The sequence below is a fragment of the Pantoea stewartii genome, from assembly GCF_011044475.1.
Classification (GTDB): domain Bacteria; phylum Pseudomonadota; class Gammaproteobacteria; order Enterobacterales; family Enterobacteriaceae; genus Pantoea; species Pantoea stewartii.
The window spans coordinates 2,235,603-2,257,503 of the sequence record NZ_CP049115.1 but is presented as its reverse complement, the minus strand read 5'-3'; the positions used below and the strand labels follow the sequence as shown (position 1 = coordinate 2,257,503).

The window sequence follows — 21,901 nt, the reverse complement described above, 5'->3', positions numbered from 1 at the left end:
CGCCGTGGGTGTGAACCCAACGACGTCTTAACACATTTCGCGGAGTTTCCAGTGCAGCCAGTGGTCCAGTTCGCTGTCTGCCAGGGGACGGGAATAGAAAAAACCCTGGGCCTGATCGCAGCCATATTCCGTTAACGCTTCCACGGTATCGACACATTCCACGCCTTCGGCCAGTACCACATAATCCAGCTCTTTCAGCATGGTAATAATATTACGAGCAATAATGCGTGAGGCCATATCGGATGAAAGCTCACTAATTAGCGAACGGCCCAGCTTGATCACATCCAGCGGCATCCGGCGCAGATAACTGATATTGCTGTAGCCGGTACCAAAATCATCAAGAGAAATGCCAAAGCCGCGCAGTTTCAGCATCTCAAGCCCCCGCATGGACGAGGGGCTCTCAACAATGCGCTCCGTTTCCAGACACTCGATTCCCAGCAGGGAGGTGGGGAGTTTTGCCTTAAGCATTTTCTCTTCCAGACTATCCGCAAAACCGTCAAGCGAGAAATCGCGCTCACTCACATTAATCGTAACAGGCAACTGGATACAGCTGTTGCGCAGGCGCTTCAGGCGGGCGATAACGTTGTCAATCACCCATGATGTCAGGGCAGTAAGGGTTTCGGTCTGCTCAGCAAGCGGGATGAAAGTGGCCGGTGAGAGTTCGCCTCGTTCAGGATGATGCCATCGAATCAGGGCTTCAAGCCCGATGGGTTTACCGCTTTGCAGGCAAATTTTAGGCTGATAAACCAGATAAAGGCCCACATCTTCGCGCAGCGCGCGCGCCAGATCGTTGATTAACGTGAAATCCTGCGTACGTCTGATATCCGTGGCTTCACTAAAGCGTAAAGAGGGTAAACCGCGCCCAATGGCCTCGTGCAAGGCGCTGACCGCCTGGCGCAGGGTTTCATGGGGCGGGAAAATACCGGAGACGAAATCGACCTCGCCGGTGTGGGTGCTGAGCCCCACTGACAGGCCTTCACCCAGGTCGGCGCTGATGCCTTCCATCTGACAGGCGACCCAGTGCGCACTGATGCGGCTGTCCGCACGCGTCAGCACCGCAAAACGCCCGGTGGCAACAGTATAAATAATGTCACTGGCCGCAGGACGCAGCCGAAGGGGCAAAAGGGTAGCGACATCCTTGAGCAGGCTTTCAACGGGCCCCATGCCCATCGACCGGGCCAGTTCATAGGCGCGCGGCATATCAATACAGTCAATCAGGACCAGGCGGCGTAAGGTTGTGTCGCCTGCTGCCGATAAATAATGCATGTCACGAATCAGGCGCTGGCGGTTGGGCAGCCCGGTCACCGGGTCGACAAAGCCCGCAGAATGCCAGGCCTCCAGAAACGACATCACTAATGATGACAGTAACTGAAGCGTCGTAATTTGTGAGGCGCTGAAGGGGTGCGGTTGAACATCCGTGACGCACAGCGTACCCAGGTTTATGCCATCACGGTTTTTCAGTGGGACGCCCGCATAAAACCGAATAAAGGGCGCCCCAACGATCAGGGGATGGGCCGCAAAGCGGCTGTCGAGATAGGTATCAGGCACGACGACGGCGGTGTCACCATCTACCGCATAGCGACAAAGTGAATCCTCCCGGGATGAACGTTCCAGCTTAAAATTGTGTGAGGCACGCACATACTGAAACTCATCATCAATGATAGAAATAAAACTGCCGGGAATGTTCAGTGCCTGACTGGCCAGTCTGACAAATTTTCTCAGTATGTCATCCCGACTTTCATCAGGATGACGAAGTGCCTCAAGGGCACGGATGCGGCGTTCAGGATCGCCGTCGAGACTCATAAGCATGTGTGTCCTCCGCTCCGTACTGATAACGGCGCGAAATTAAAAAGAAAAAGTGTCGGATAGAAGCACCGCAACGCTGGCCAAAGGGCGCGAAAGGAAAAACAGGAAATAATTTTATTTTCACTAAATAATAGGCGTGTTCTGGGTTTATGTCTCTTTTTATTTTCTTTAATAAATTTCTTAGTTATGAACGATGCACACATTTAATCAATTTTTACGTTTTATTTTTTCATTAACACTGCCACAATTATTTTTATAAAGAGTAGCGCGCTATTGTTTTGCCCGCAACTATTAGGCATGAATATTTTTATTGACGTTTTTACACAGCCATACCGGGGAAATACTATGAATATTCTAAAAAATTTTACGATAAGACGTGTCGTCTTATGGATACTCATTATCGCCGTGATCGTCATTGCGCTTGCGGGTGCCTATGGTTCGGTGATTCTCAAAGACATTAATCGGGAAGTTACGCGCAGTAACAGCCTGACAGAGCAGCTTATTTTCCTTAATCGTGCCAGTTTGCAGATGCAGGAGAATGCGACAGCGAATCGTGCTGCGCTGGCGGCAGACGTGCCTGCGGGTGATGAGTGGCAGCGCTACCGTGCCGCGCTGACCAGCGCGCCACAGGATTATCCTGCGGCTGCGCAGGAAAGACTCCGTGCTCTGACGCAGCAGATTTCCAGCAATAACGCGCCGCTGAGCGTAGAGCATCAGAGACTGGTAGAACTCTTTTTGATTACGTTGGCTGCGGTCACGGGGCTGCTTTTCTTTTGTGACCGCTATCTGGTTGTCCATCTTGTTCGCCCCGTAGCAAAACTGCGTAATCACTTCCGCATCATTGCTGACGGCGATCTGACCCAGGAACCCGAAGATCTTGGTCGGAATTGTGTCGGGCAAATGGTGCCGTTACTTAAAGAAATGCAACAAAGTTTGCTGAAGACCGTTCTGGCGATTCGCGACAATGCATCCGTGTTACGGGATGAGGCCAGCGATATCGCTAAAGGCAATGCCGATCTGTCGAACAGGACGGCGACTCAGGCAGCCGCGCTGGAAGAAACGGCGGCCAGCATGGAGCAGTTAACCGCGACCGTGCGCTATAACGCAGAAAACAGCCGTGAAGCGCGCGCGCTGTCAGGCATCACTGCGCAAACCACTCAGCAGGGCGAACAACTGGTGAAAACGGTGGTTGGCGCGATGGAAGGCCTGTCTGTGGGCGCAGAAAAAATACGTCAGTTTACGGCTACCATTAATGGTATTGCGTTCCAGACCAATATTCTGGCGCTCAATGCCGCCGTCGAGGCGGCGCGCGCCGGAGAGCAGGGGCGCGGTTTTGCTGTAGTGGCCAGCGAAGTACGCTCTCTGGCGCAACGCAGTGCCGAAGCGGCGAAAGAGATTGAAGGATTAATTGCGGATACGGTCGCCGGTATCAGTCAAGGACGTGATGCGGCCAACACGGCGGGCAGCACGATGGAAGAGGTGTTACGTAACGTCGGCAGCGTGAACGACCTGATTGGTCAGATTGCTCTGGCTTCCGAAGAACAGAGTAAAGGTATTTCTCAGGTCACACTCGCCGTAGCGGAAATTGACCGGGTTACGCAGCAAAACAGCAGTCTGGTGCAGACTATCTCAGCCTCTGCGGAAAGCATGAGCAGCCAGACTGAGACACTGACCAGCGTCATTACACGTTTTACACTGCCCGTGACAACCTCGTCTGTTGTCCGTTCAGCCAGCCATAAGGCCACGCAACCTCTTCGTCCTTCGGTCTCTGTGGCGACAAAAGATGATGCGGCCTGGATTGCGTTTGGCAAATAAAGATATATAAGCCAGCCGGTGGTCTGTTTTTCAATTGAAAATAACCACTGTGGTTTTCATGCCCCCGCCTTATGGCGGGGGAATTTATTGTTGAACGCCCTGTTTTAAATTTATATTTCCTTACATCTTACGTTACGAAATAAACTCAAATTATTGGTTTTTTTAAAAGTCATGCCGTTTCGCTTAAGGGAAAGTGATATAAGTTGATCAAAGCATAGATTCGGGCCCATAAAATTCCTGCCAGAACGGCCTTCCCTCGATTGACATTTCCCCTGTTAAGATTAAGTATTCTTATGAAATGTGTGCTGCGGCGGTGGCTGATGACCGTGTGAGAGAACCGATACGGGCTGCGCTAAGGCACTGTTACCCTAAGTCAACAACAGGGAGCCTGGTTTGGGAAATTCAATCGTCCGACGGCCCGTGCCCGTCCAGAATAACGTCCGGGAGTTGCGTATTGCGGCAGGTCTGTCACAGGAGGGCGCAGCCGAACGCTTTGATCTCAGCTTACGCGCCTGGCAGACAAAAGAAGCTACGGCGAAAGTCGCGTTACTGAGTCAGGGCGAGTATGAATTGCTGCTGCTGTTAGCAGGCAAGCATCCCTATTATGAACTGGTGCCACAGTCCAAAAAATAGCGATTTTTACCGTTTTACACAGATAAGCAGCCTCAGACTATGAAGTTCATCTCTGAGAGGACGATAACAGTAAAAACGGGGTCGAAGTTAAAGGCGATCCCGTGATCAGAGCAGATGACTGAGATTGGGATTTTTGCTGTACAGGCGGGCCTTTGTTGCGGTTTCAGGTTGGCAGATAACGTTTACCTGGTTCTGTCTGATTGCAGGCGTCCTCTTTTTACTGTGAGATGCCCGGCCACAGTATACGACCTCAGGAGGACATACTCTGAAGCACTCAACCGAAAACGGCGCTGAAGAAGCGCGCTTGCGTGCGCTGGCCCAGTATCACCTGATGGACACGCCGCCGAATGAAGCGTTCGATCGCCTGACGATTCTGGCCGCGCGACTGTTTAGCGTGCCGGTGGCGTTTGTGTCGCTGATTGATGAAAAACGCCAGTTTTTCAAGTCTCGCTATGGTCTGCAGATTACTGAAACCTCGCGGAGCGTGGCGTTCTGCCATCATACGCTTGAGAGTGACTCGATTCTTTGTGTGCCTGACGCGCTCAACGATCCCCGCTTCTGTAACAGCCCGCTGGTGCTGGGTTATCCCTATATTCGATTCTATGCTGGCGTCCCGCTGATTACGCCCGACGGGCACAGAATTGGGACATTATGTCTGACCGACAATCATCCCCGCCCTGCAATGAGCCCAACGGATCGTCAGAACCTGACCGATCTGGCTGCGCTGGTGATGGACCGCATGGAGGTTCATCGTATGGAGGTGCTGCGCCATGCCAGTCAGCAGCGGCTTGAAGCCATATCGGTCACCTCGCCTGATGCCATTATTTGTACCGATCTGAATCGCGGGATTACATTCTGGAACCCTGCCGCGACCAACATGTTTGGCTATGACGCCAGCGAAATGATGGGAAAATATGTCGCCGGACTGATCCCGGAACGCTGCCAGACCGACTACCGCAACGAACTTGATCGGCTTGAGCATGACGATGACGCGATCGCAGTCCCTCGTACTCTGCAGATTTGGGGGAAACGCTGCAACGGTGAAGAGTTTCCGGCAGAAGTTTCTTTCTCGGGCTGGCGCGAAGGGGAGGAACGCTATGTTGGCATGATTATCCGTGATGTTACGCTGCGTTATGAAAGCGAGGCGCGACTGTGTGAGCTGGCGTCACTGGATATGCTGACGCGTCTTGCCAGCCGCAGTGCGTTTATGACCCAACTCAGTAAGCTGACGGAATCCGGCGTACCTTATACCTTGCTGATGACGGATTTAGACAGTTTTAAAGAGGTGAACGATACACTAGGCCATGCCGCAGGCGATGCCTTGCTGTGCCATGTGGCTGAGCAGATTCGCGCGGTTTGTACCCATGCGATTGCGGCAGCCCGACTTGGCGGCGATGAGTTTATTGTCCTGCTACCCAATGGTTGCGATGAGGCCATGGGGATAGCGCACATACTCACTGCGGCCATCCAGATGCCATTTGATTACATGGGATCGGTGCTGACGGTGGGAGCCAGCACCGGTGTGGCCTGTTTTCCCTTAAATGGCACCGACACGTCATCGGTCATGTCAGCCGCCGATTTAGCGCTGTACCGCGCCAAAGCGCGCGGGAAAGGCCAGTCTGTTCTCTTTCAGCCTGAATTTCGTGAGGCGGAACAGGGACGACGCCGTTTTGAGCGTGAACTGGAAGCTGCGGTACGTCAGCATCAGTTCGTTCTGCATTACCAGCCGCGTTTTAATGGGGCCGATGGGACATTGATCGGCTGCGAAGCACTGGTGCGCTGGATGCATCCCGCGCGTGGCATCCTTTTTCCCGCTGAGTTTATTGATATGCTGATTAAAAGTCCGCTGTCAGTCAAACTTGGGGAGTGGATCATTCAGTCCGCTGTCAGTCAAATTAAGCAGTGGCGGCGTCAACACGCGGCCTTGCGTGTCAGTATTAATCTGTTCCCACGTCAGTTGCTGGAAACGGGCCTGGCCGATGTTATCCGTCACTGTGCCGGAGAAGATGCAGGCTTTATCGAACTGGAAATCGATGAACCGCTGCTTACCGACGCCGATGAGACAAAATTACAGGTTCTGGATGCGGTTAAAAATACAGGGGCGTTATTTATCATCGACCATTTTGGTCGCAGCCTGGCCTCGCTCAGCCTGTTGCAGCATCGCTGTGTTGCCGGTCTCAAGATAGATAAATCGCTGACGGGCCAACTTGAGCAGAGCAACAAAGCCCGACTGCTGTTTAACGCGATTGCTTCGTTAGGCAAAAATATGGGCATCACGGTCGCGGCTGAAGGCATTGAGAACCATGCACAGCATGAATTCATTTGTGCTGCGGCATGTGACATTTTACAGGGCAAACAGATGGGGGCACCCGTCAGCGCGCCTCGCTTCGAAAAGCTTTATGTTACGCCGCTCAATTGCCCCCAACCCTGATTTGCTGTTCTTCCGGCGTTAACGCTCAGGGTTCTGAGCGTTAACGAAGATGACGCTGTCCTGACCGATGAGGCAGAAAAAACGGCACCGCGAGGGTGCCGAAATGAGCAACGTTTGTCAGGACAATCATTGTGATAATCAACTCACACTAAGATTATCGGCCCTGTGCCAGGAAGATTGAGCGAACCGATGACACGTTTGTGAAAACGTGACGCGACGCAGGTTTTAAGCGGTCTGAGGGCATTTATCCGCAAAAAAAGAGAGAGGCATTTCAGGTATAGAGAAAATTTATTTGATCCCGGGTGGCGACAATCCAAAGCGTGAACTAGTGTAATAACGCTGTTTGGAAGTCATTTAGGATTTCCCTGAGAACTCCGGCCCGGCCCTTTAACGAGGTTCGGGCATTTTTTTGCACTTTAAACAGCGCCTTGCCTCTCTGTTGCACGTTCAACGCGTCAGGGAAGGCCGTAAATCTGCCTGCAGGCCAGCGCTGACGGAAGCCCGTTTTCTGTGCATAACGACAGAGGACAGAGTAAGAGAAGGAAGGGCATTAACGTCAGCGTGGTAATGGTGAGTCGAGAGGCAGGTAAGCAGGCGCGTGTAACGTTTATTGCCTGAAGAGCAGCGTCAGAAGTTCACGATAATGTGACGCATCGTCCTCATTCGTTGCCGTTTCAAGACAACCAATCAGCTTCAGACAGATGATGCGTCGACTCACAGGCTTATTTTCCCGAAGAATTTCGACTGCGATCCTGCCAAGTGTTTCAAGTTGATGTGGGTGATCAATCTGGCTGAAATAATGGGCCAGATTGCTGGTTTTTCCTGAGGGCGGCAAACCGTCCTGGCGCATAGTGTTCCTTGAAGCTGAGTAGGAATATTTGTGCGCAAGTTAACCGATCCTGGGGGCCGCTGTACAGCAGTATTACCGATTACTGGCGAAAGAAAGGTTGCCAGCCGTCTGGCTTAGATCTGGCAGGGTAAAGCGGCGATATGTAAGGCGGGCACTGGCGCTTCAGCGCTGGCTGACAGCGGCGACAGGCTTCCCATTGTGCGTGAATATTTCAGTCTGTGATAAGAGCATAAACGCCGCTAAATGAACAGGCACAGGCATGGCGCACGTTAATAATAACGTTTTAGTGCGAAGCATTACCGAAGAGAATAACATTATCATTAGCAGGGTTTTATTCATGGGGCGTAAACAGTCGCCAGGAAGTATAACCATCAGCGCCACAACAAAAAATATTAATACTGCTCTTACAAAATGCTGAACGATAATATCTCGACGTTGACGGATATCTGTCTTTACGTGCCTTTGAAAATACACGCATAACGCCGGGCCAGGCCTGGCAAGGCCTGCAGGTGTTGTCAGGCTTACTGTAGATATATTCAGAATAGTCTTTATCAGACAGCATTCAGGCCAGGAATTTAATAAAATTATTGCAATTCATTAAGTTAAAACAGGCATTTCAAAAGTATCATTTTTATCACTTCAGGCTACTATTCTTTCGGCAGAAAAAGGCTTTTGTCATCTGTTTAATTATTACTAGAATGTGAAAAACAATAGTGATTAATTGCCAGATTGAGGAGCGTAAAGTGTTATTTCACGACGATGAGAAAAGTCATGTCATTCTTGGCGAAGCGGTGGTCAATCTTGCCCTTAATGAGAAAGAAATTAGTATTGATACACTCATTGCGGAGCTCAATATGATGGCCGAGTCAGAAACCTGTGATAACAGATTAGCCGACATTTTCTCGGCGCGACGCTGGCTAAAGCAGTTCAGACCTTCACCCGTCAGGAGGGATTCCGGCCTGCGCTGGTTAATGACAGCCAGTCAGGAAGGAAAAACAGATGAAAATGTTATTCGTCTTAATCCGGAAGGGGATGACGACCGTGCATAGCCAAACGTTGGCAAGTTAGTCAAGAAAAGGTAATCAATGACCTCTCTGCCTCTGCTTTACCGCCTCGCCTCTGCCCTGTGGTGTAATCACAACGCTGTAAGACGGTTAGCTTTCTGATATTTACGCAAGTGACTGTTAAGTATGATATAGCACTTTATGCACAATAACCCTGCCAGCCAGTTAAGAGAATTCCTGTACAATTTTCCAGATGTTGTATAAGTTTAGTGAACATTGCGTTGACTAACGTTTATACTATTTCTCATTTGGGAGATTCATGATGCGTCAGAACGAAAATACGTCCAATACGGTTCACGATATTGCCCGTTACTTTGGCAACGACACGCTCCCTTCCGAAAAAGCGACGCTGGGTCAGGTCATCGTGGAGATCCTTCATGCAGGCAAAAGCCTTAACCGTAAGGCCATTTGTAGCGCGCTGATTCGTCGACTGAGTCAGTCGGCCAGTCCGCTTGAAGAGCAACATTATCAGAAACTGATCAGTATGCTTTTTGACCGCTGAACGCTGCGACGCACACGTGCATTCACGTCCCGCAGCAGTAATCTGATTGGTCAAATAAGCAGGTCACCAGAGGCCTGAGCATTTGAGGCTGGTTTGCCCGGTTACAGGGGCACAATGTCATCAGGAATGCGGGTATGCAAAAAGATAAACAAGAGAAACTTATTGAAATTGTCATGGGCGAGGCGATTACCGCGTTGCTTGACAGCAATGACACCATCAGTGGTGCGACACTGGCAAACAGACTTAAGATCATGCTCCGGGATGAAACTCACGACGAGCGGCACGAGGCTATTGAAATGGCGCTCACGGAAGTTCGCAACGAGTTTGCCTCCGCACGTGACCCGATTGATGCCACCGTACTGGCATTTGGTCAGAGCATTCCGGACAACAGTCGTAAGCACTAAGTCTGGGCGGCCTTCAGGGCGATGCATGCAGGGTAAAAACGCAGCGGTTGCTGGTATGCACGCAGGATTGCAGCACTGAACAGTCAGTATGACGTCACTTACCTTCACAGATACAGATTAAGAAGATCATCATGCCGAATACTATCGACATTGAGCAAAACACGACAGAAGCAGAAATACTGCATCTCTTTCGCCGTGCGGGTGACACACTTCAGGCTGAAAATGCAGTGCTGGATGCGGTGATTCGTGACATCGTCATTCAGGGGCAAAAGGTGACCAGTAAGGCCATCATCATACGTCTGATTGCCGAACTGGAATGCACGGAAGATAGCACCGAGTTGGCCGTGTTACGCCATTGCCTGGAAATTGTTGTGGGGCGAACATCCTCCAGGGACGATGCGTAAGATACAGCCTGCGCGGTCTCGCTGAATCTGTCATGGAATAAAAGCGCATCGCCCTGTACTGATAAAGCGGTATCGGCGCCACCGCTAGTCCGGTGCTTCATCATCTTAATGAAACTGTCGGGAAAGCAGGCGTATCGCTTCCTGACACGCTTTCTTTTCAAGCTGCTCTGTGCTCTGTTCACTGTAATTATGCAGTGAACTGACAATATCCTGAAGATGGAGCTCGCCATCGGGTTTAAGCAAACGCGCAACTATCGTACCAATAATGGTATAGATGTCTTGCATGGCGGTGTCATCACTCATTCGACCTCCGTCAGCGAAAACGTGCCTTTATTAATCAGCGCGTCGGTTATGTGAATACCTTTCAAGGCGCTTACTCGTGCAAAGCGTTTTTCAGAAAATGGGGTAAGCCGCTGCCTGGCAGCGACTTAATGAAGGTGATGGATACTGAGATCACCGAGTTCTGTCGTTTGCGATTCAGCCGGACGAGAAATCATCTCCGCACGGATTTCTTCAATGGCCCGCAATGCTGCGCGAATGCGTACCTCATCACTTTCGGTATCCAGAAGCTGTTGCAGCCGCTCAAGGAGAAGGCGCCAGGAAATTGCCGCATCCTCATTCAGTAGCTGCGTCACCATCTCTCCGATGATGATGTCCGTCATTTTTTCGTCAAAAACGTTATTCATATACTCCCCGGAAGGCGGTTCTGAGACCGAAAGATTAGCACAGGTTTTTCCAGTGGGGGTTTGCTCAGCATCAAAATGAGACTGCACGGATGTGCAGGCGGCACTGCAATGGCACCGAAAACCTTTACTGGCTTTTTTTTGCGGGCAACAGAATAAGTTTCTTTGAGCAATCATTCAATTGCACATTGACGTATTTTTCATCTTTGCCAAAGAAACAGCCCGGGCAGTGCCGGGCTCTGGCGGTCATGCTGCTGCATCGCCGGTTAACTGAGCAGGCGGTCAGGCTGTACGAAACACTGAAACCATGTCGCGCAAATCACTGGCCCGTTTTGCCAGTTCATCTGCGGATGACGCCGACTGCTCAACCAGTACTGCATTTTGCTGTGTCACCTGATCCATCTGGTTAACGGCAATATTAATCTGGCTTACGCCGCTGCTCTGCTCTTCAGACGATGATGAGATATCGCGAATCAGCTGAGAGGTTTGCTCTATGGCCTCTACGCTCTGCTTAACTTTGCTGCCCGCATCCTGCGCCAGCGTTAAGCCTTCATTCGACTGAACGACGGATTGCTCTATGAGACCTTTAATCTCTTTCGCGGCACCGGCTGAGCGCTGCGCCAGTGCGCGCACTTCGGCCGCTACTACGGCAAATCCTTTACCCAGTTCGCCGGCGCGAGCCGCTTCAACGGCGGCGTTAAGCGCCAGTATATTGGTCTGAAAGGCGATGCTGTCAATGACGGCGGTGATTTCCTCAATCTGGCTTGAGCTGCCACGAATCTTCTGCATTGTCGCCATGACAGCGTTCATCGCATCACCACTCATTAAGGCCGCATTAGTCGCCGATACGGCCATATCGGAGGCGTAACGTGTGTTATCGGCATTCTGTTTAATAATGGACGACAGTTGCTCCATACTGGCGGCGGTTTCAGCCAGCGAGGCGGCCTGTTCCTCCGTACGCGATGAGAGGTCGTTATTACCCATCGCAATTTCTTCCGACGAGTTGGCAATGGTTGACGCGTTATTTTTAATACTGGTCACTAACAGCGAAAGACGTAGCTGCATCTGCGCCAGGGCATTCAGCAGTTCGGCGATCTCATTATTGCCCGAGACCGTTATTACGGTGGTTAGATCACCCGCTGCAACTTTACTGGCCACTGCCACCGCCTCTTTTACAGGGCGCGTGACCGAACGACTAATCATAAACGCCACAAAGACTGCAATGAGTGCTAACACCAGTAATGCGGCCAGCAGGATATACTGCGAATGACGACGTTGATCGATTTGATCGTTGAGCGTGATTGCCAGTTGCTGGCTGAGTTTGGTGCCAAGATCGTTATAGGCGTTAATCGCCTGGGTAAAGGCTTTTACGTAGTCCAGAGGCGTAATCTGCACGGTTTTCGTGATAAAGACGTTCTCCGCCATCTTAAGCACGCTGGCCGAACGTTGATAGGCGTCCTGCGCCTGCGCGGCAAAGTCAGTTTTCAGTCCTGGCTCCACGGTAAAGGCTTTATTCAGTACATTACTGAATTTCTCCAGTGCATTTCGGCCGCCTTCAAGTTGATATTCCATGGCGCCACGATAGGATTCGTCAGCTTTATCCCCCGCCGCAATGATGGACGTACCACTTGCCCGGATGCGCCCGAGCGTTTCGGTCAGCTCTGGCAGGCGGCCATAAATACTCATGATAAGTTGATAAGTATTCAGGTCGGCATCTAAAGAGAGACTATACAAATCAAGAATGTCTTGATTCGTGTCCAGCAGGTTTTGAATGAGTTGGGCATGATGCGTCAGGCTGCTCGACAGCGTTAACTTCCCCGTTAACACGTCCTGTTGTAGCTGTGACCATGCGGTCTGAACATTTAAAAAACGCTGAGTGGGTTGTGCGCTGGCATCATATTGACGCAATTCAGAGGCTATTTTTTCATACATTGCATCGATCTGAGAAGCCAGCGCTACGCGTGGCGCGTTATCCAGCTTATTTTGGGAAATAGCGATGGCACTTTCCGCACGATGGCGCTGTATCAGGTTAAGTAATGTCAGGATATCTTTTTCGATCGGTACGCCCTGTAACTCTTGTGTTTTTACGTTAATCGCTTCATTACCCGTCTGAATAAATAGATAGGTAGGTAATATAAATAAAACCAGAGCAAAAATACCGAGGATAAGAAATTTTGTCGGCAGGCCGAGTTTGTCGAGAATGTTTTTCATTACTTGCGGTCCAGGTGGAGTGGTGTCTTTTGATAAAATCATCAAAATATAATTATGTTATGTTTTTACTGTAATAGAATGGAAATTTTTCGCTTATTATCAACGATCTGTTTGATTTAACGGCAGGGCGAGGCCCATTTTTCACAGTGAAAGACAGTATAGAGTGCATTCTTCTGTTTATCATGTTAAAGATTCACTAAATTTTCTTTTCAGTGTGGCTAAGCCAAATTATTTTTCTTTTTTAATTTTCATCTAATCATAAATAGGTATATATGGGATGCTTGTTATAAAAAAGCAGCCTCGATCCCAAAGAATGAAAAAAAATTAAAGTTATCCTGAGGGGTGACGATAATGGCGGTCCTTATTTTTTTAGCCAACAATAAAGTCTTCCAGGGGCTTTTACCGGGTAATATTCTGGTCAGATAATTAAAGTCATATGACTTACGATGAGTATCGCCACGTGCTCAGGACCGGTTAAACATACATTCCGCTTACTCCCGCAAGACGCTTCCGAAGCTGAGGGTTGTGTTGCAATCCCTGTGACGCGTTTTGTGTCGCTGCGTGCGTCATCGCCTGCGTGTTTTCCTGCGCTTAAGCACTGTTTACAGTGAAGAAGTGGTGCACGCTCTGACGCCGCAGCGGCAAACGGTGAGTGTTCCCTGTTAACCACGATTGAATATTTTTTTCTTATCGCCAGAAAGTAACCAATACAATGTTTTATTCTCTTTTTCTAAATGAAATTCTTCTCGTTTAGTTTAAGATTTAATATTCGTCAAATTATTTTTGTTTTTATTAAAAAACCATAATTATCAATTGCTTATTATTTTTTTTATTACGGAGCTCTTAATTTTTACTGTGGATTTTACTTTTTTAACCGATACCTGTTTTTCACCATAAGCAGGGAGTCCATAATGAAAATTTCAACGCGTCTGACGATGAGTTTCGGCCTTTTAATTACGCTGTTTATTATCTGCACCTCAGTGGCCTATACCGGTATGAATAATGCCCGTAACGGCATGGATGAAGCCGTAAATGTCAAAATGAAGAAATACCGTGTGGGGATGGACATGTACGGTGGGTTACGTGACATGGCCGTCATTGTGCGTAACCTTGCCCTGATTACGGATCCCGACCAAATGCAGCGAGAGTGGCAACGTATTGTCACGCAAAAAGCGAGCTATATAGAGAACCGTGAGCGTCTGGCTGCAATGGTTGCCAGAGATTCAACGCCAAAGGCCAGAGAGGCCTTTGATAAGATAGTAAGTAGCGAGGGCCCGGTGCTGGCGGCGCTGGAACATGCCGGCCAGCTTGGCTTACAAAACAAGCAGCAGGACGCGACGTCTTATCTGATAAAAACGGTTCGGCCATTGCAAGGGCAATTACTTGAGTCGCTGAAAGAGATGACCAGGCTGCAAATGGAAGACAGTGAAAAGTCCGTTGAAATCACCAGTCAAAATGTGCGCCGGGCCACGCTGATTCTGTTGATTCTTGCCTCTCTGTCGGTGGTCGTTTCCGTCGCAGCGGGGTATATGATTATACGCGTGCTGATGCGTCAGCTCGGTGGTGAACCTGCTCAGGCGCAGGCATTATCTGCGGCGATTGCGGGCGGCAATTTAACCGCACCGGTCACCTTGCGTGCCAACGATTCAACCAGTCTGCTCGCCTCTCTGGCGAATATGCAGACCAGTTTGCGTCGTCTGGTTAGCCAAATCAAAGAGACCGCCGGATCGGTCGCCTCGGCATCCGATGAAATCGCTCAGGGCAATACTGAGCTGTCATCACGTACTGAACAGCAGGCTGCCGCCCTACAGGAAACGGCGGCCAGTATGGAACAGCTCACCGCCACGGTGAAGAGCAATACGGCCAGTGCACAACACACGGCTACCGTTGCCCGCGAGGCTGCAACCCTGGCGCGCAGCGGCGAGTCCGAAGTGCAGCGGATGTCTCATACCATGAATGACATCGCCCTGAGCGCGACAAAAGTACGCGACATCACAGGCGTGATTGAAAGTATTGCGTTTCAGACCAATATCCTGGCGTTAAATGCGGCGGTTGAGGCAGCGCGGGCGGGCGAGGGTGGGCGCGGTTTTGCCGTCGTCGCTGGCGAGGTCAGAATCCTGGCACAGCGTAGCGCCACTGCCGCAAAAGAGATCAAGGAACTGATTGAACATGCGGTGGAACAGGTGGATAGCGGCGTTCATGTCGCCGCCGGGACCGGAGAAAGTATTCTGAAGGTCGTGGGCATGGTCAATGCACTGGCGGGCGCGATGGATGAAATATCAATGGCTTCGTCAGAGCAGATGCAGGGGATCTCGCAGGTCAGCGTTGCCGTCAGTCAGATGGATGGGGTCACCCAGAATAACGCGGCGCTGGTTGAAGAATCCTCATCCGCCTCGCACTCCCTGTCAGAGCAGGCGCACGCCTTACGCGGCATGGTTGAAGCATTTCAGGTTTGATCGCTTAGCAGGGGCGGTAACGCCCCTTTTTTATATCACAGAGTCTGGCTTCCCCAGCCTCACGACAGGACATCCCCGCGATCAGGCCTGTCACTGAATGGTCAGAACAACCCGGCCAATCAGTTTGATGTCATCAATCCCACAATCAAAGGCCACGCCAATCCCGCTGACGTGGACTTTCCTGACCGGAATACGCGTCAGCGTTCTGACGCTGGCTGTGCCTTCGATTTCGACCAACCAGACGCCGTCATGCATATCTTCGAAGTCAGTATCGATGATGTATTGCGTGGTTTCGGCCAACAGTAAAAAAGCGTTGCGCGGTTCCTGCTTCAGGGGCGCATATAAGGCTTTATCCAGCATCACATAACCCGCATCCTCGATTTTTCCGCTGATTAGTTTTTTTCTAATCAGTGTCGGTGTGTCAGGTTTGCTTTCTGAGAACTTACTTCCTTTACCCGTAATCAACCATTGCAAGTCCGCCCCCGTTTCCATAACGCACTGCAAAACGATATCTGACGGAAAAACATCACGTTTATAGCGTGCAGACAGGCTGCTTGCGGCAATTCCAAGGTGATCTGCAAGCTGCATTTTCATGGTAAAGCCATAGGCATCGACAACGCGATCCAGAGCTTCAGCGCTCGAGTTCGGAAATTTGAAATTAGTATAAACGCTCATTTTCATTGACACTTAGATTTAGTCTAAGTATCCTCCGGTTTTAGTTAGCCTTTGATTGATGCAGCAGCAGGCGGCTTTATCAGATAACGAAAGATTTTGCCTGATGAGGCCCATTTTTACAATCGTCATGCCGGAACCTTATCGCGTCGCTCACCTGTCTGCGTGTAACGGTCAGCACCGGTGAGATAAGGCAACAAGGGCGATTGTGTCGGTAAGCGCCGCGATTGCACGCAAGATGTGAGTGAAAGTGGTTTAACGCGTTGTCGTGCTGACACTGAGGCCAGTTTTATTACCGTTTCGCTTAATGCTTAACAAAAGCCAGCGATGAGACAGGCGCGAATCCGTCATCAGGTACAGACACCATGATGTCAGTGACGGTGGCGACTGGTCAGTCAAACCCGATGCAAACTTTATCGGAGGAAAACAATGAGTCGCACCGTCCAGATAAAAAGCCCGCTATCCGCTTCGCATGCTGAAGCGCGTTTTGACAACGGCAGCAGCGAAAAGATGACCTTTGATGAATTTCGTCAGCGCTGGCGTTTGCTGCGCGACAGCAACCGTAACCCTGCGCTGCGGTACTTCAATCACCAAAATGACGATTTCAAATTCTGTGTTTTAACGCTGGTCAATCGTGACTGGCCCGGCAGTTTCAGGCAGGAAGATATTGGCAAACCTTTCGAGTGTTTCGATCAGTTACGTCGTGAACGCATCATCATGGCGATGAACAAGCTGGCGCGCTGGGGAAAGATATTGCCGCGACAGTTCTCAACGGCGGACTGCTTTTTGCCTGAATAAACCACCTAATCGTAACGCAATGACGTAAACCCGTCGGGCATGACTTTGCCCAAAATCTGGAGAGAAATGATGAACAGCGAAACCCATTCACTGAATGACGCCACAACCTTTACCCTCAACAAGCTGCTTGATAACGAAAGAAAAGCCTGCGCACTGGCGGTCGCCAGACGGCTGAATGTTATGGCGGCGCATATTACGCGTCAGACATTAAACGGCATTGAGGCTGCGGAACTGCTGCGCAACGAAGCTGAACGTTATGAAAACGAATCAGGAGCGCTGCGCTGATGGCCGATACCATTGATGTCGCGCAGCAGCGCAGCGAAGAAATCCTGGCGCACAATATTGCCCAGGTCACGCAACGGCCCGTGGCAATCAGCGCTTCGTTTTGTGAAGAGTGTGATGCACCGATTCCCGAAGCGCGCCGTCGCGCCGTTCAGGGTGTCACCCGCTGCCTGTCCTGTCAGGAAGTCTGCGAGTTACGCACACGTCTTCACCACGGACAGGCGCGATGATGACTTTTGCTTACCCGTGGAATGCCCCCCGGCTGGCGATTGCCAGCCCGTATCCCACTTATGACCAGCAGCAACACCGCGATCGCCTGATTGCGGCGTGGCTGCATGGGCAGAAAACCCTTAATGCCCAGGCCAGGATGGTGCAACTGGACGTCCGGCGTCGCATGGCGTTACTTGAAAAGCAACAGGGCACAGCCCGGGCTAATGCGTACTTAGCAAAAACCTTTGTTGAGCGTACATTACCGCGTGTTGAGTCAGTCAACCAGCGCTACCAGTTGCATGCCATGCGTCCCGGCATCGTGGCGCAACTATCCCGAACGCTGTCGTGCCCGCAAGGTGCAGCCAGAGCGGCCGGCACATTGTGGGAACTGATGAAGCGGTTTAACCGCCTGCCGGATATGTCCCGTGCTGATGTTGATTTACTCGCGGGCGATATTGCCAGCTTTATTCATGCAGAACTGGTGCAGTTGCATGCCAGCATCAGTGACAGGACGGATTACCGTTATGTCCATCACCTTTACACAACCGCAGCTATCATCACCCGTGAACTGGGACAAACGCCACCGCTCTGGGAAACGGTCAGTACTCGCTTCTTCTGTCCCGACGATGTTACCGCCGCCATCCTGCGTATGCAGGCAGAGAAATGGTGGAAAGGACAGTTGCGTCGTCTCAGCGCCTTCTGGCGAGAACATCTGCATATTGCCTTAGCCAACGTCAGCAAAAAGCGGTCACCTTATGCCAGCCCGATGGCGGTTGCGGAATGGCGGGAACAGCGTCGATGCACTCGTGACTTCCTGCAGAGTATGGATCTGGAAGATGAGGAGGGGAACCGCATCAGCCTGATCGAAAAATATGACGGCAGTGTGGCCAATCCAGCCATTCGTCGTGCGGAACTCATGACACGCATTCGTGGCTTTGAAACCCTTTGTCAAAATATGGGCTTCCGGGCGGAGTTTTATACTTTAACCGCCCCCTCTCGCTATCACGCCACCTTGCAAACGGGCCACCGCAATGCGAAATGGAACGGGGCCAGCCCGGCGGACACGCAGCGCTATCTTTGCACGCTCTGGCAGCGAGTCCGTGCCAAACTGCATCGAAATAACATCAGTATTTTTGGTCTGCGCGTTGCTGAGCCTCATCACGATGGTACACCGCACTGGCACATGCTGATGTTTATGCGCCCTGAGGACGTCAGTCGGGTAAGTGAGATCCTGCGTGATTATGCCTGCCAGCAGGACAGCGATGAGCTGAACAGCGCCCGCGCACGCAAAGCGCGTTTTCATGCGGAAGCCATTGATCCAGCAAAAGGCAGCGCGACAGGCTATATCGCTAAATACGTAGCAAAAAACATTGATGGCTATGCGCTCGAGGGCGAGCGGGATCATGAAAGCGGAAAGCCGCTGAAGGAAACGGCGATGGCCGTCTCGGCCTGGGCGGCCCGTTGGCGCATCCGCCAGTTTCAGTTTATTGGCGGTGCTCCCGTCACGGTTTATCGCGAACTGCGCCGCCTGGCTGATCTGCAAAGCGCTCATGGTGCGGACGAGGCGTTTGCTGCCGTACATGCTGCGGCTGATGCCGGTCAATGGGCTGCGTACACCGATGCCCAGGGCGGCCCCTTCGTTAAACGTGACGCACTTACCGTGCGTGTCTGGTATCAGCCCGATGAAAATTGTAATGCCTTTGGCGAGGAAACGCAGTCGATTAAAGGTGTTTATGCCACGGCGACAGGGCCCGGCGTGCCCGTGTTGACCCGGCTGAAAACATGGAAAGTTGTGCCTAAACGCGCTGAAGAAGAGGGCGGCCAAAAACCGCAGCCGGCGTTGCGGTCTTGGAGTTCTGTTAATAACTGTACGCATATGCCAGCAATGCCTTTTAATAATTGCCACGGCAGCGGGATTTACACTATCGAATGCCAAAAATTTCAGCAAAAAGGTTTAGATAATGATGAATACTCTTCGTTTTACAGGCTATTCCTGTCCGAGGACTTAACGGGCTTTGAAAAAGCCAGACCGACATTGTTGCTGTATGAAAATAAAGTAGAACTCTCACGAATATCGAAAAGGACTGACTGCTTTTAAATCCTTGCAGCCGAGCCAAGAGATAAAAATTTACATTTATCTTAGCGTGACGTGCTGTTTAGGTATTGCTGAGTAAACGGTATACGATTGCTGTTGAGTCCACGTGACATGAAACTGGATGGGCAATAAGGTATCTCTTTAAATTATCGAAATGTATATGGGGACTTAACGTTTTTTTTAGTGGGACAGCATCGTGACACTAGAACGCGGATGAATTTCCGTATCTTCAAGAGTACTGCTGGTCAATTTTTCGTCTTTTCAAGTCATGTTTATCCAAATGGAATGTATTCAACCGGTACTGGATTTTCTCAATTACATTGTTTTCAGGAGTAAGAATTATGAACGCAAAGAAAACGTTGGTCGCTTTTACTGCTTTTATAGCGCTGTCAAGTCAGGCAGCAACAAGCATTAATATCAATGCACTACAAAACTGCATCACATCGCCTCCGGGAACCGCTGCTGCTGGTAAACCGGCACAGTTTCAGATGCAAAAAGGGACTTATGATGTCTCAATCACGAATAACAATATGAGCTGTTCCAGTAATGATCTGGGCGGTGGCTGCGCTATTGATACTGTTCTGCTTCAGGGGGGCTTAGGATATTCAACTAATCGGTGGGGGCAAAGCATTACATCGACACCGGTTCGCGTTTACGTTGATGTAACTTCAACAATAATTGCCTGGGTTTCTGACGATGGTTGTTACAATAACACGGGGCAAGCTACGCTTGTAATAAATAAAATTCAGTAGCTCTTCCATCAGGCCGACTCCATCTGATGACTTAATAAAGCCTGAAAGGTGAGCCGGTCTTTTGATTAAATATGCAAGATTATAAAATTTTTATAGTATGCATAAAGAATGCAGGCGGAGAATGTTCGGATGGCATTTTTGACTGGGGAATTAAATTACATGGCAGTATCGTTAAAAGAATTATTCGTTTTTAGCTGCCGAGGATGAAACGTATTGATAGATGATTATAGGTGGAATTAAAAGCCATCATGTTGCTGCAGATTAAGGTTTTAAATAATTGAGCCATACTACTTATCATAATTTCAGCTCATTCATTCAAATAAGTAACTGGCAACAACGCTATGTCAGGTATTGGATATCGAGCATGCCAGGATAGCGAAGGGAACGCTGAACATCTTTTCAGTAGGTTTTCCCTCCCGCTTTCACCCTTCGCAGAAGTGCACTGGTGGATAGTTGCGCTGTAGGGGGTATCGCTTACCCATCTCCTTTTGTAAGGACGGCTTTATGGCAATCTTGCCTTTAGACGCATCCGCTCAAAAGTGTGTCTGCATTTATGGCTGGTAGCGCTCTGTGTGGAAGAGCATACATGAAATGCTTTCAAATCCGGACGAAACACACGCCACGTTTTTGGCATCATTTAGAGGAAAATCTATTGATTTTTCTTACGCTTCTGCAGGTCAGTGCCGCAGGTTTGTCTTAAGGGAAGGTTAATAAAAGTTGATGCCTATCAACATGATATAATTTTTTACCAACTATCTTAAAACGCTTCCACAGTTAATCAATGCTATGATACTGTATGTATGTACAGTGTTTATTTTGGGGGAGGGAATTGTGGGAAATGAATTACATGAGCGAGTTATGCTTGAGCGCGTTGAGCTTATCGCCAGGCTCACCAGTGAAGGGGCCTGCGGCGAACGAGACAGGGAAATTGCGTTAAATTTGATTGCTGAACTCGCAGCTAACTACACCCTTTCCGATAACCGATTTTCCGTTGTCTTTTCGGCTACGCCTTTAAAAAAACCATGATGCCGGCGTTCTCACTGTAACGTTAGCGGGGTTGTCCGTCGCCTGAGCCCACCCAAAGGATGATGTGGGTTCAGGCGCGGGCAGCGGTCCGGGCAAACAGACCTTCACTTCGATCGGTCTTTAGCGTTCCTTTCTGTCATGTCAGGCCACAAAAAACGCCAGGCAGTTGTCACGTTCCTTTCCCGTTTCACTGCTTCATCCGGCCGCAGACGCTCATCGTTAAAACACGCACCTTCCTTTCCCGTTTTATTGCCTCTTCCGGTCGTTGAACCTCATCGTTAAAACGCGCGCTTTTCTTCCTTCCTGCCGTTTTTTTAGCCGGATTCATCCCATTTTTACTGCCTTTGCCCGCTCACTGTTGAGCGGGCGCTCCCGCGTTGAGCAATGCGCTGCTGAAGCAGACACTACTCCTGTCGCGCGCTGGCAACGCAGGCCGCGCTGAGCACATACCCCCTGTTTACCGCATGGCCTGAGCTTTATGAAACCTGCTTTTGCGACAGGAGATATGGCCTGGCGATGCGGTGCCGGTAATGCAGGCTACCGCTGACAATATTTCGCCCAGCCAACCATGGTTTTTATGCTCATAAGGGGCCAATCAATGCTGATTTATGCACGACAGGAAGAAACGGTTGATGAGATTTGCTGGCGTTATTACGGACGCACGCAGCAGGCGGTTGAACAGGTTTATGCCGCCAATCCTGGCCTGGCAGAAAAAGGCCCAACCTTACCGCACGGATGCAAAGTGGTCTTACCGGATCTGCCCCAGGCGGCTACTGGTGAGACGCTCAATCTGTGGGATTAGTGCCA

21 protein-coding genes are annotated in these 21,901 nt (G+C 50.3%); 15 read left to right on the top strand and 6 right to left on the bottom strand.

Annotated elements, in window-relative coordinates; all coding sequences use genetic code 11:
• Window positions 1-27: 27 nt before the first annotated feature.
• Complete coding sequence (locus G5574_RS10695) at window positions 28-1,809, bottom strand: GGDEF and EAL domain-containing protein (protein WP_164482599.1); 1,782 nt, start codon at window positions 1,807-1,809, stop codon at window positions 28-30.
• Between the two features lie 294 nt (window positions 1,810-2,103).
• Here G5574_RS10695 and G5574_RS10690 point away from each other — a divergent pair, with 294 nt between their 5' ends.
• The 3 genes from G5574_RS10690 to G5574_RS10680 all read left to right on the top strand — a co-directional run bounded on the left by G5574_RS10690 (window position 2,104) and on the right by G5574_RS10680 (window position 6,685).
• Entirely contained in the window at window positions 2,104-3,621 is a 1,518-nt protein-coding gene (locus G5574_RS10690; RefSeq protein WP_483406939.1) for a methyl-accepting chemotaxis protein, read from the top strand.
• A 393-nt stretch (window positions 3,622-4,014) separates the two neighbouring features.
• Entirely contained in the window at window positions 4,015-4,254 is a 240-nt protein-coding gene (locus G5574_RS10685; RefSeq protein WP_033739962.1) for a hypothetical protein, read from the top strand.
• 331 nt (window positions 4,255-4,585) lie between these two features.
• Window positions 4,586-6,685, top strand: coding sequence for a sensor domain-containing phosphodiesterase (locus G5574_RS10680; RefSeq protein WP_164483225.1), 2,100 nt, complete (start codon window positions 4,586-4,588; stop codon window positions 6,683-6,685).
• A gap of 607 nt (window positions 6,686-7,292) precedes the next feature.
• Here G5574_RS10680 and G5574_RS10675 read toward each other — a convergent pair.
• The gene (locus G5574_RS10675; RefSeq protein ID WP_033739960.1) at window positions 7,293-7,535 is read right to left on the bottom strand and encodes a biofilm development regulator YmgB/AriR family protein; all 243 of its coding nucleotides are present in this window, start codon (window positions 7,533-7,535) and stop codon (window positions 7,293-7,295) included.
• Window positions 7,536-8,278: 743 nt separating this feature from the next.
• Here G5574_RS10675 and G5574_RS10670 point away from each other — a divergent pair.
• The 4 genes from G5574_RS10670 (at window position 8,279) to G5574_RS10655 (ending at window position 9,909) form a co-directional block, all read left to right on the top strand.
• Window positions 8,279-8,584, top strand: coding sequence for a hypothetical protein (locus G5574_RS10670; protein WP_164482598.1), 306 nt, complete (start codon window positions 8,279-8,281; stop codon window positions 8,582-8,584).
• 277 nt (window positions 8,585-8,861) lie between these two features.
• Window positions 8,862-9,101: a regulatory protein YcgZ gene (ycgZ, locus tag G5574_RS10665; RefSeq protein ID WP_033739954.1), complete on the top strand. Its 240-nt coding sequence runs from the start codon at window positions 8,862-8,864 to the stop codon at window positions 9,099-9,101.
• A 134-nt stretch (window positions 9,102-9,235) separates the two neighbouring features.
• Window positions 9,236-9,505 carry a hypothetical protein gene (locus G5574_RS10660; protein WP_033739952.1) on the top strand — a complete coding sequence of 90 codons (270 nt, stop codon included), beginning with the start codon at window positions 9,236-9,238 and terminating at the stop codon, window positions 9,503-9,505.
• Between the two features lie 131 nt (window positions 9,506-9,636).
• Window positions 9,637-9,909, top strand: a complete 273-nt coding sequence (locus G5574_RS10655) for a biofilm development regulator YmgB/AriR family protein (RefSeq protein WP_054633066.1) — start codon at window positions 9,637-9,639, stop codon at window positions 9,907-9,909.
• Between the two features lie 105 nt (window positions 9,910-10,014).
• Here G5574_RS10655 and G5574_RS10650 read toward each other — a convergent pair whose 3' ends face one another.
• The 3 genes from G5574_RS10650 to G5574_RS10640 all read right to left on the bottom strand — a co-directional run bounded on the left by G5574_RS10650 (window position 10,015) and on the right by G5574_RS10640 (window position 12,803).
• Window positions 10,015-10,212: a hypothetical protein gene (locus G5574_RS10650; protein ID WP_033739941.1), complete on the bottom strand. Its 198-nt coding sequence runs from the start codon at window positions 10,210-10,212 to the stop codon at window positions 10,015-10,017.
• Window positions 10,213-10,337: 125 nt separating this feature from the next.
• Window positions 10,338-10,595 carry a hypothetical protein gene (locus G5574_RS10645; protein WP_033739939.1) on the bottom strand — a complete coding sequence of 86 codons (258 nt, stop codon included), beginning with the start codon at window positions 10,593-10,595 and terminating at the stop codon, window positions 10,338-10,340.
• A 279-nt stretch (window positions 10,596-10,874) separates the two neighbouring features.
• Window positions 10,875-12,803 (bottom strand): methyl-accepting chemotaxis protein, encoded by a 1,929-nt coding sequence (locus G5574_RS10640; RefSeq protein ID WP_058708651.1) that lies wholly within the window; start codon window positions 12,801-12,803, stop codon window positions 10,875-10,877.
• 911 nt (window positions 12,804-13,714) lie between these two features.
• On the opposite strand from G5574_RS10640, the gene G5574_RS10635 reads away from it, so the two are divergent.
• Complete coding sequence (locus G5574_RS10635; RefSeq protein ID WP_006118226.1) at window positions 13,715-15,259, top strand: methyl-accepting chemotaxis protein; 1,545 nt, start codon at window positions 13,715-13,717, stop codon at window positions 15,257-15,259.
• A gap of 90 nt (window positions 15,260-15,349) precedes the next feature.
• On the opposite strand, the gene G5574_RS10630 is transcribed toward G5574_RS10635, so the two are convergent.
• Window positions 15,350-15,934 carry a phage repressor protein CI gene (locus G5574_RS10630; RefSeq protein WP_006118225.1) on the bottom strand — a complete coding sequence of 195 codons (585 nt, stop codon included), beginning with the start codon at window positions 15,932-15,934 and terminating at the stop codon, window positions 15,350-15,352.
• A 426-nt stretch (window positions 15,935-16,360) separates the two neighbouring features.
• On the opposite strand from G5574_RS10630, the gene G5574_RS10625 reads away from it, so the two are divergent.
• The 7 genes from G5574_RS10625 (at window position 16,361) to G5574_RS10595 (ending at window position 21,896) form a co-directional block, all read left to right on the top strand.
• A complete protein-coding gene (locus G5574_RS10625) occupies window positions 16,361-16,729 on the top strand; it encodes a hypothetical protein (RefSeq protein WP_033739936.1) in 369 nt (122 codons plus the stop codon).
• A gap of 66 nt (window positions 16,730-16,795) precedes the next feature.
• Window positions 16,796-17,014, top strand: a complete 219-nt coding sequence (locus G5574_RS10620; protein ID WP_006118223.1) for a DUF2732 family protein — start codon at window positions 16,796-16,798, stop codon at window positions 17,012-17,014.
• Window positions 17,014-17,241, top strand: coding sequence for a TraR/DksA C4-type zinc finger protein (locus tag G5574_RS10615; RefSeq protein WP_006118222.1), 228 nt, complete (start codon window positions 17,014-17,016; stop codon window positions 17,239-17,241). Before G5574_RS10620 ends, G5574_RS10615 begins: the two co-directional genes overlap by 1 nt.
• The gene (locus tag G5574_RS10610; protein WP_244964685.1) at window positions 17,238-19,319 is read left to right on the top strand and encodes a replication endonuclease; all 2,082 of its coding nucleotides are present in this window, start codon (window positions 17,238-17,240) and stop codon (window positions 19,317-19,319) included. The genes G5574_RS10615 and G5574_RS10610 overlap by 4 nt, the downstream gene beginning before the upstream one ends.
• A gap of 338 nt (window positions 19,320-19,657) precedes the next feature.
• Window positions 19,658-20,068, top strand: coding sequence for a hypothetical protein (locus tag G5574_RS10605; RefSeq protein ID WP_033739934.1), 411 nt, complete (start codon window positions 19,658-19,660; stop codon window positions 20,066-20,068).
• An 858-nt stretch (window positions 20,069-20,926) separates the two neighbouring features.
• Window positions 20,927-21,094 (top strand): hypothetical protein, encoded by a 168-nt coding sequence (locus G5574_RS10600; protein ID WP_226374750.1) that lies wholly within the window; start codon window positions 20,927-20,929, stop codon window positions 21,092-21,094.
• A gap of 598 nt (window positions 21,095-21,692) precedes the next feature.
• Entirely contained in the window at window positions 21,693-21,896 is a 204-nt protein-coding gene (locus G5574_RS10595; protein ID WP_033739932.1) for a tail protein X, read from the top strand.
• Window positions 21,897-21,901: the final 5 nt, after the last annotated feature.

Excerpts from the sequence above, each read along its gene's own strand:
- G5574_RS10680 (WP_164483225.1), top strand. The coding sequence starts at position 4,586 with ATGGACACGCCGCCGAATGAAGCGTTCGATCGCCTGACGATTCTGGCC.
- G5574_RS10630 (WP_006118225.1), bottom strand. The coding sequence starts at position 15,934 with ATGAGCGTTTATACTAATTTCAAATTTCCGAACTCGAGCGCTGAAGCT.
- G5574_RS10625 (WP_033739936.1), top strand. The coding sequence starts at position 16,361 with ATGAGTCGCACCGTCCAGATAAAAAGCCCGCTATCCGCTTCGCATGCT.
- G5574_RS10695 (WP_164482599.1), bottom strand. The coding sequence starts at position 1,809 with ATGCTTATGAGTCTCGACGGCGATCCTGAACGCCGCATCCGTGCCCTT.
- G5574_RS10660 (WP_033739952.1), top strand. The coding sequence starts at position 9,236 with ATGCAAAAAGATAAACAAGAGAAACTTATTGAAATTGTCATGGGCGAG.
- G5574_RS10605 (WP_033739934.1), top strand. The coding sequence starts at position 19,658 with ATGAACGCAAAGAAAACGTTGGTCGCTTTTACTGCTTTTATAGCGCTG.
- G5574_RS10635 (WP_006118226.1), top strand. The coding sequence starts at position 13,715 with ATGAAAATTTCAACGCGTCTGACGATGAGTTTCGGCCTTTTAATTACG.
- G5574_RS10655 (WP_054633066.1), top strand. The coding sequence starts at position 9,637 with ATGCCGAATACTATCGACATTGAGCAAAACACGACAGAAGCAGAAATA.
- G5574_RS10675 (WP_033739960.1), bottom strand. The coding sequence starts at position 7,535 with ATGCGCCAGGACGGTTTGCCGCCCTCAGGAAAAACCAGCAATCTGGCC.
- G5574_RS10640 (WP_058708651.1), bottom strand. The coding sequence starts at position 12,803 with ATGAAAAACATTCTCGACAAACTCGGCCTGCCGACAAAATTTCTTATC.
- G5574_RS10600 (WP_226374750.1), top strand. The coding sequence starts at position 20,927 with ATGCTTGAGCGCGTTGAGCTTATCGCCAGGCTCACCAGTGAAGGGGCC.
- G5574_RS10610 (WP_244964685.1), top strand. The coding sequence starts at position 17,238 with ATGATGACTTTTGCTTACCCGTGGAATGCCCCCCGGCTGGCGATTGCC.
- G5574_RS10690 (WP_483406939.1), top strand. The coding sequence starts at position 2,104 with ATGAATATTTTTATTGACGTTTTTACACAGCCATACCGGGGAAATACT.
- G5574_RS10620 (WP_006118223.1), top strand. The coding sequence starts at position 16,796 with ATGATGAACAGCGAAACCCATTCACTGAATGACGCCACAACCTTTACC.
- G5574_RS10645 (WP_033739939.1), bottom strand. The coding sequence starts at position 10,595 with ATGAATAACGTTTTTGACGAAAAAATGACGGACATCATCATCGGAGAG.
- G5574_RS10595 (WP_033739932.1), top strand. The coding sequence starts at position 21,693 with ATGCTGATTTATGCACGACAGGAAGAAACGGTTGATGAGATTTGCTGG.
- ycgZ (WP_033739954.1), top strand. The coding sequence starts at position 8,862 with ATGCGTCAGAACGAAAATACGTCCAATACGGTTCACGATATTGCCCGT.
- G5574_RS10650 (WP_033739941.1), bottom strand. The coding sequence starts at position 10,212 with ATGAGTGATGACACCGCCATGCAAGACATCTATACCATTATTGGTACG.
- G5574_RS10615 (WP_006118222.1), top strand. The coding sequence starts at position 17,014 with ATGGCCGATACCATTGATGTCGCGCAGCAGCGCAGCGAAGAAATCCTG.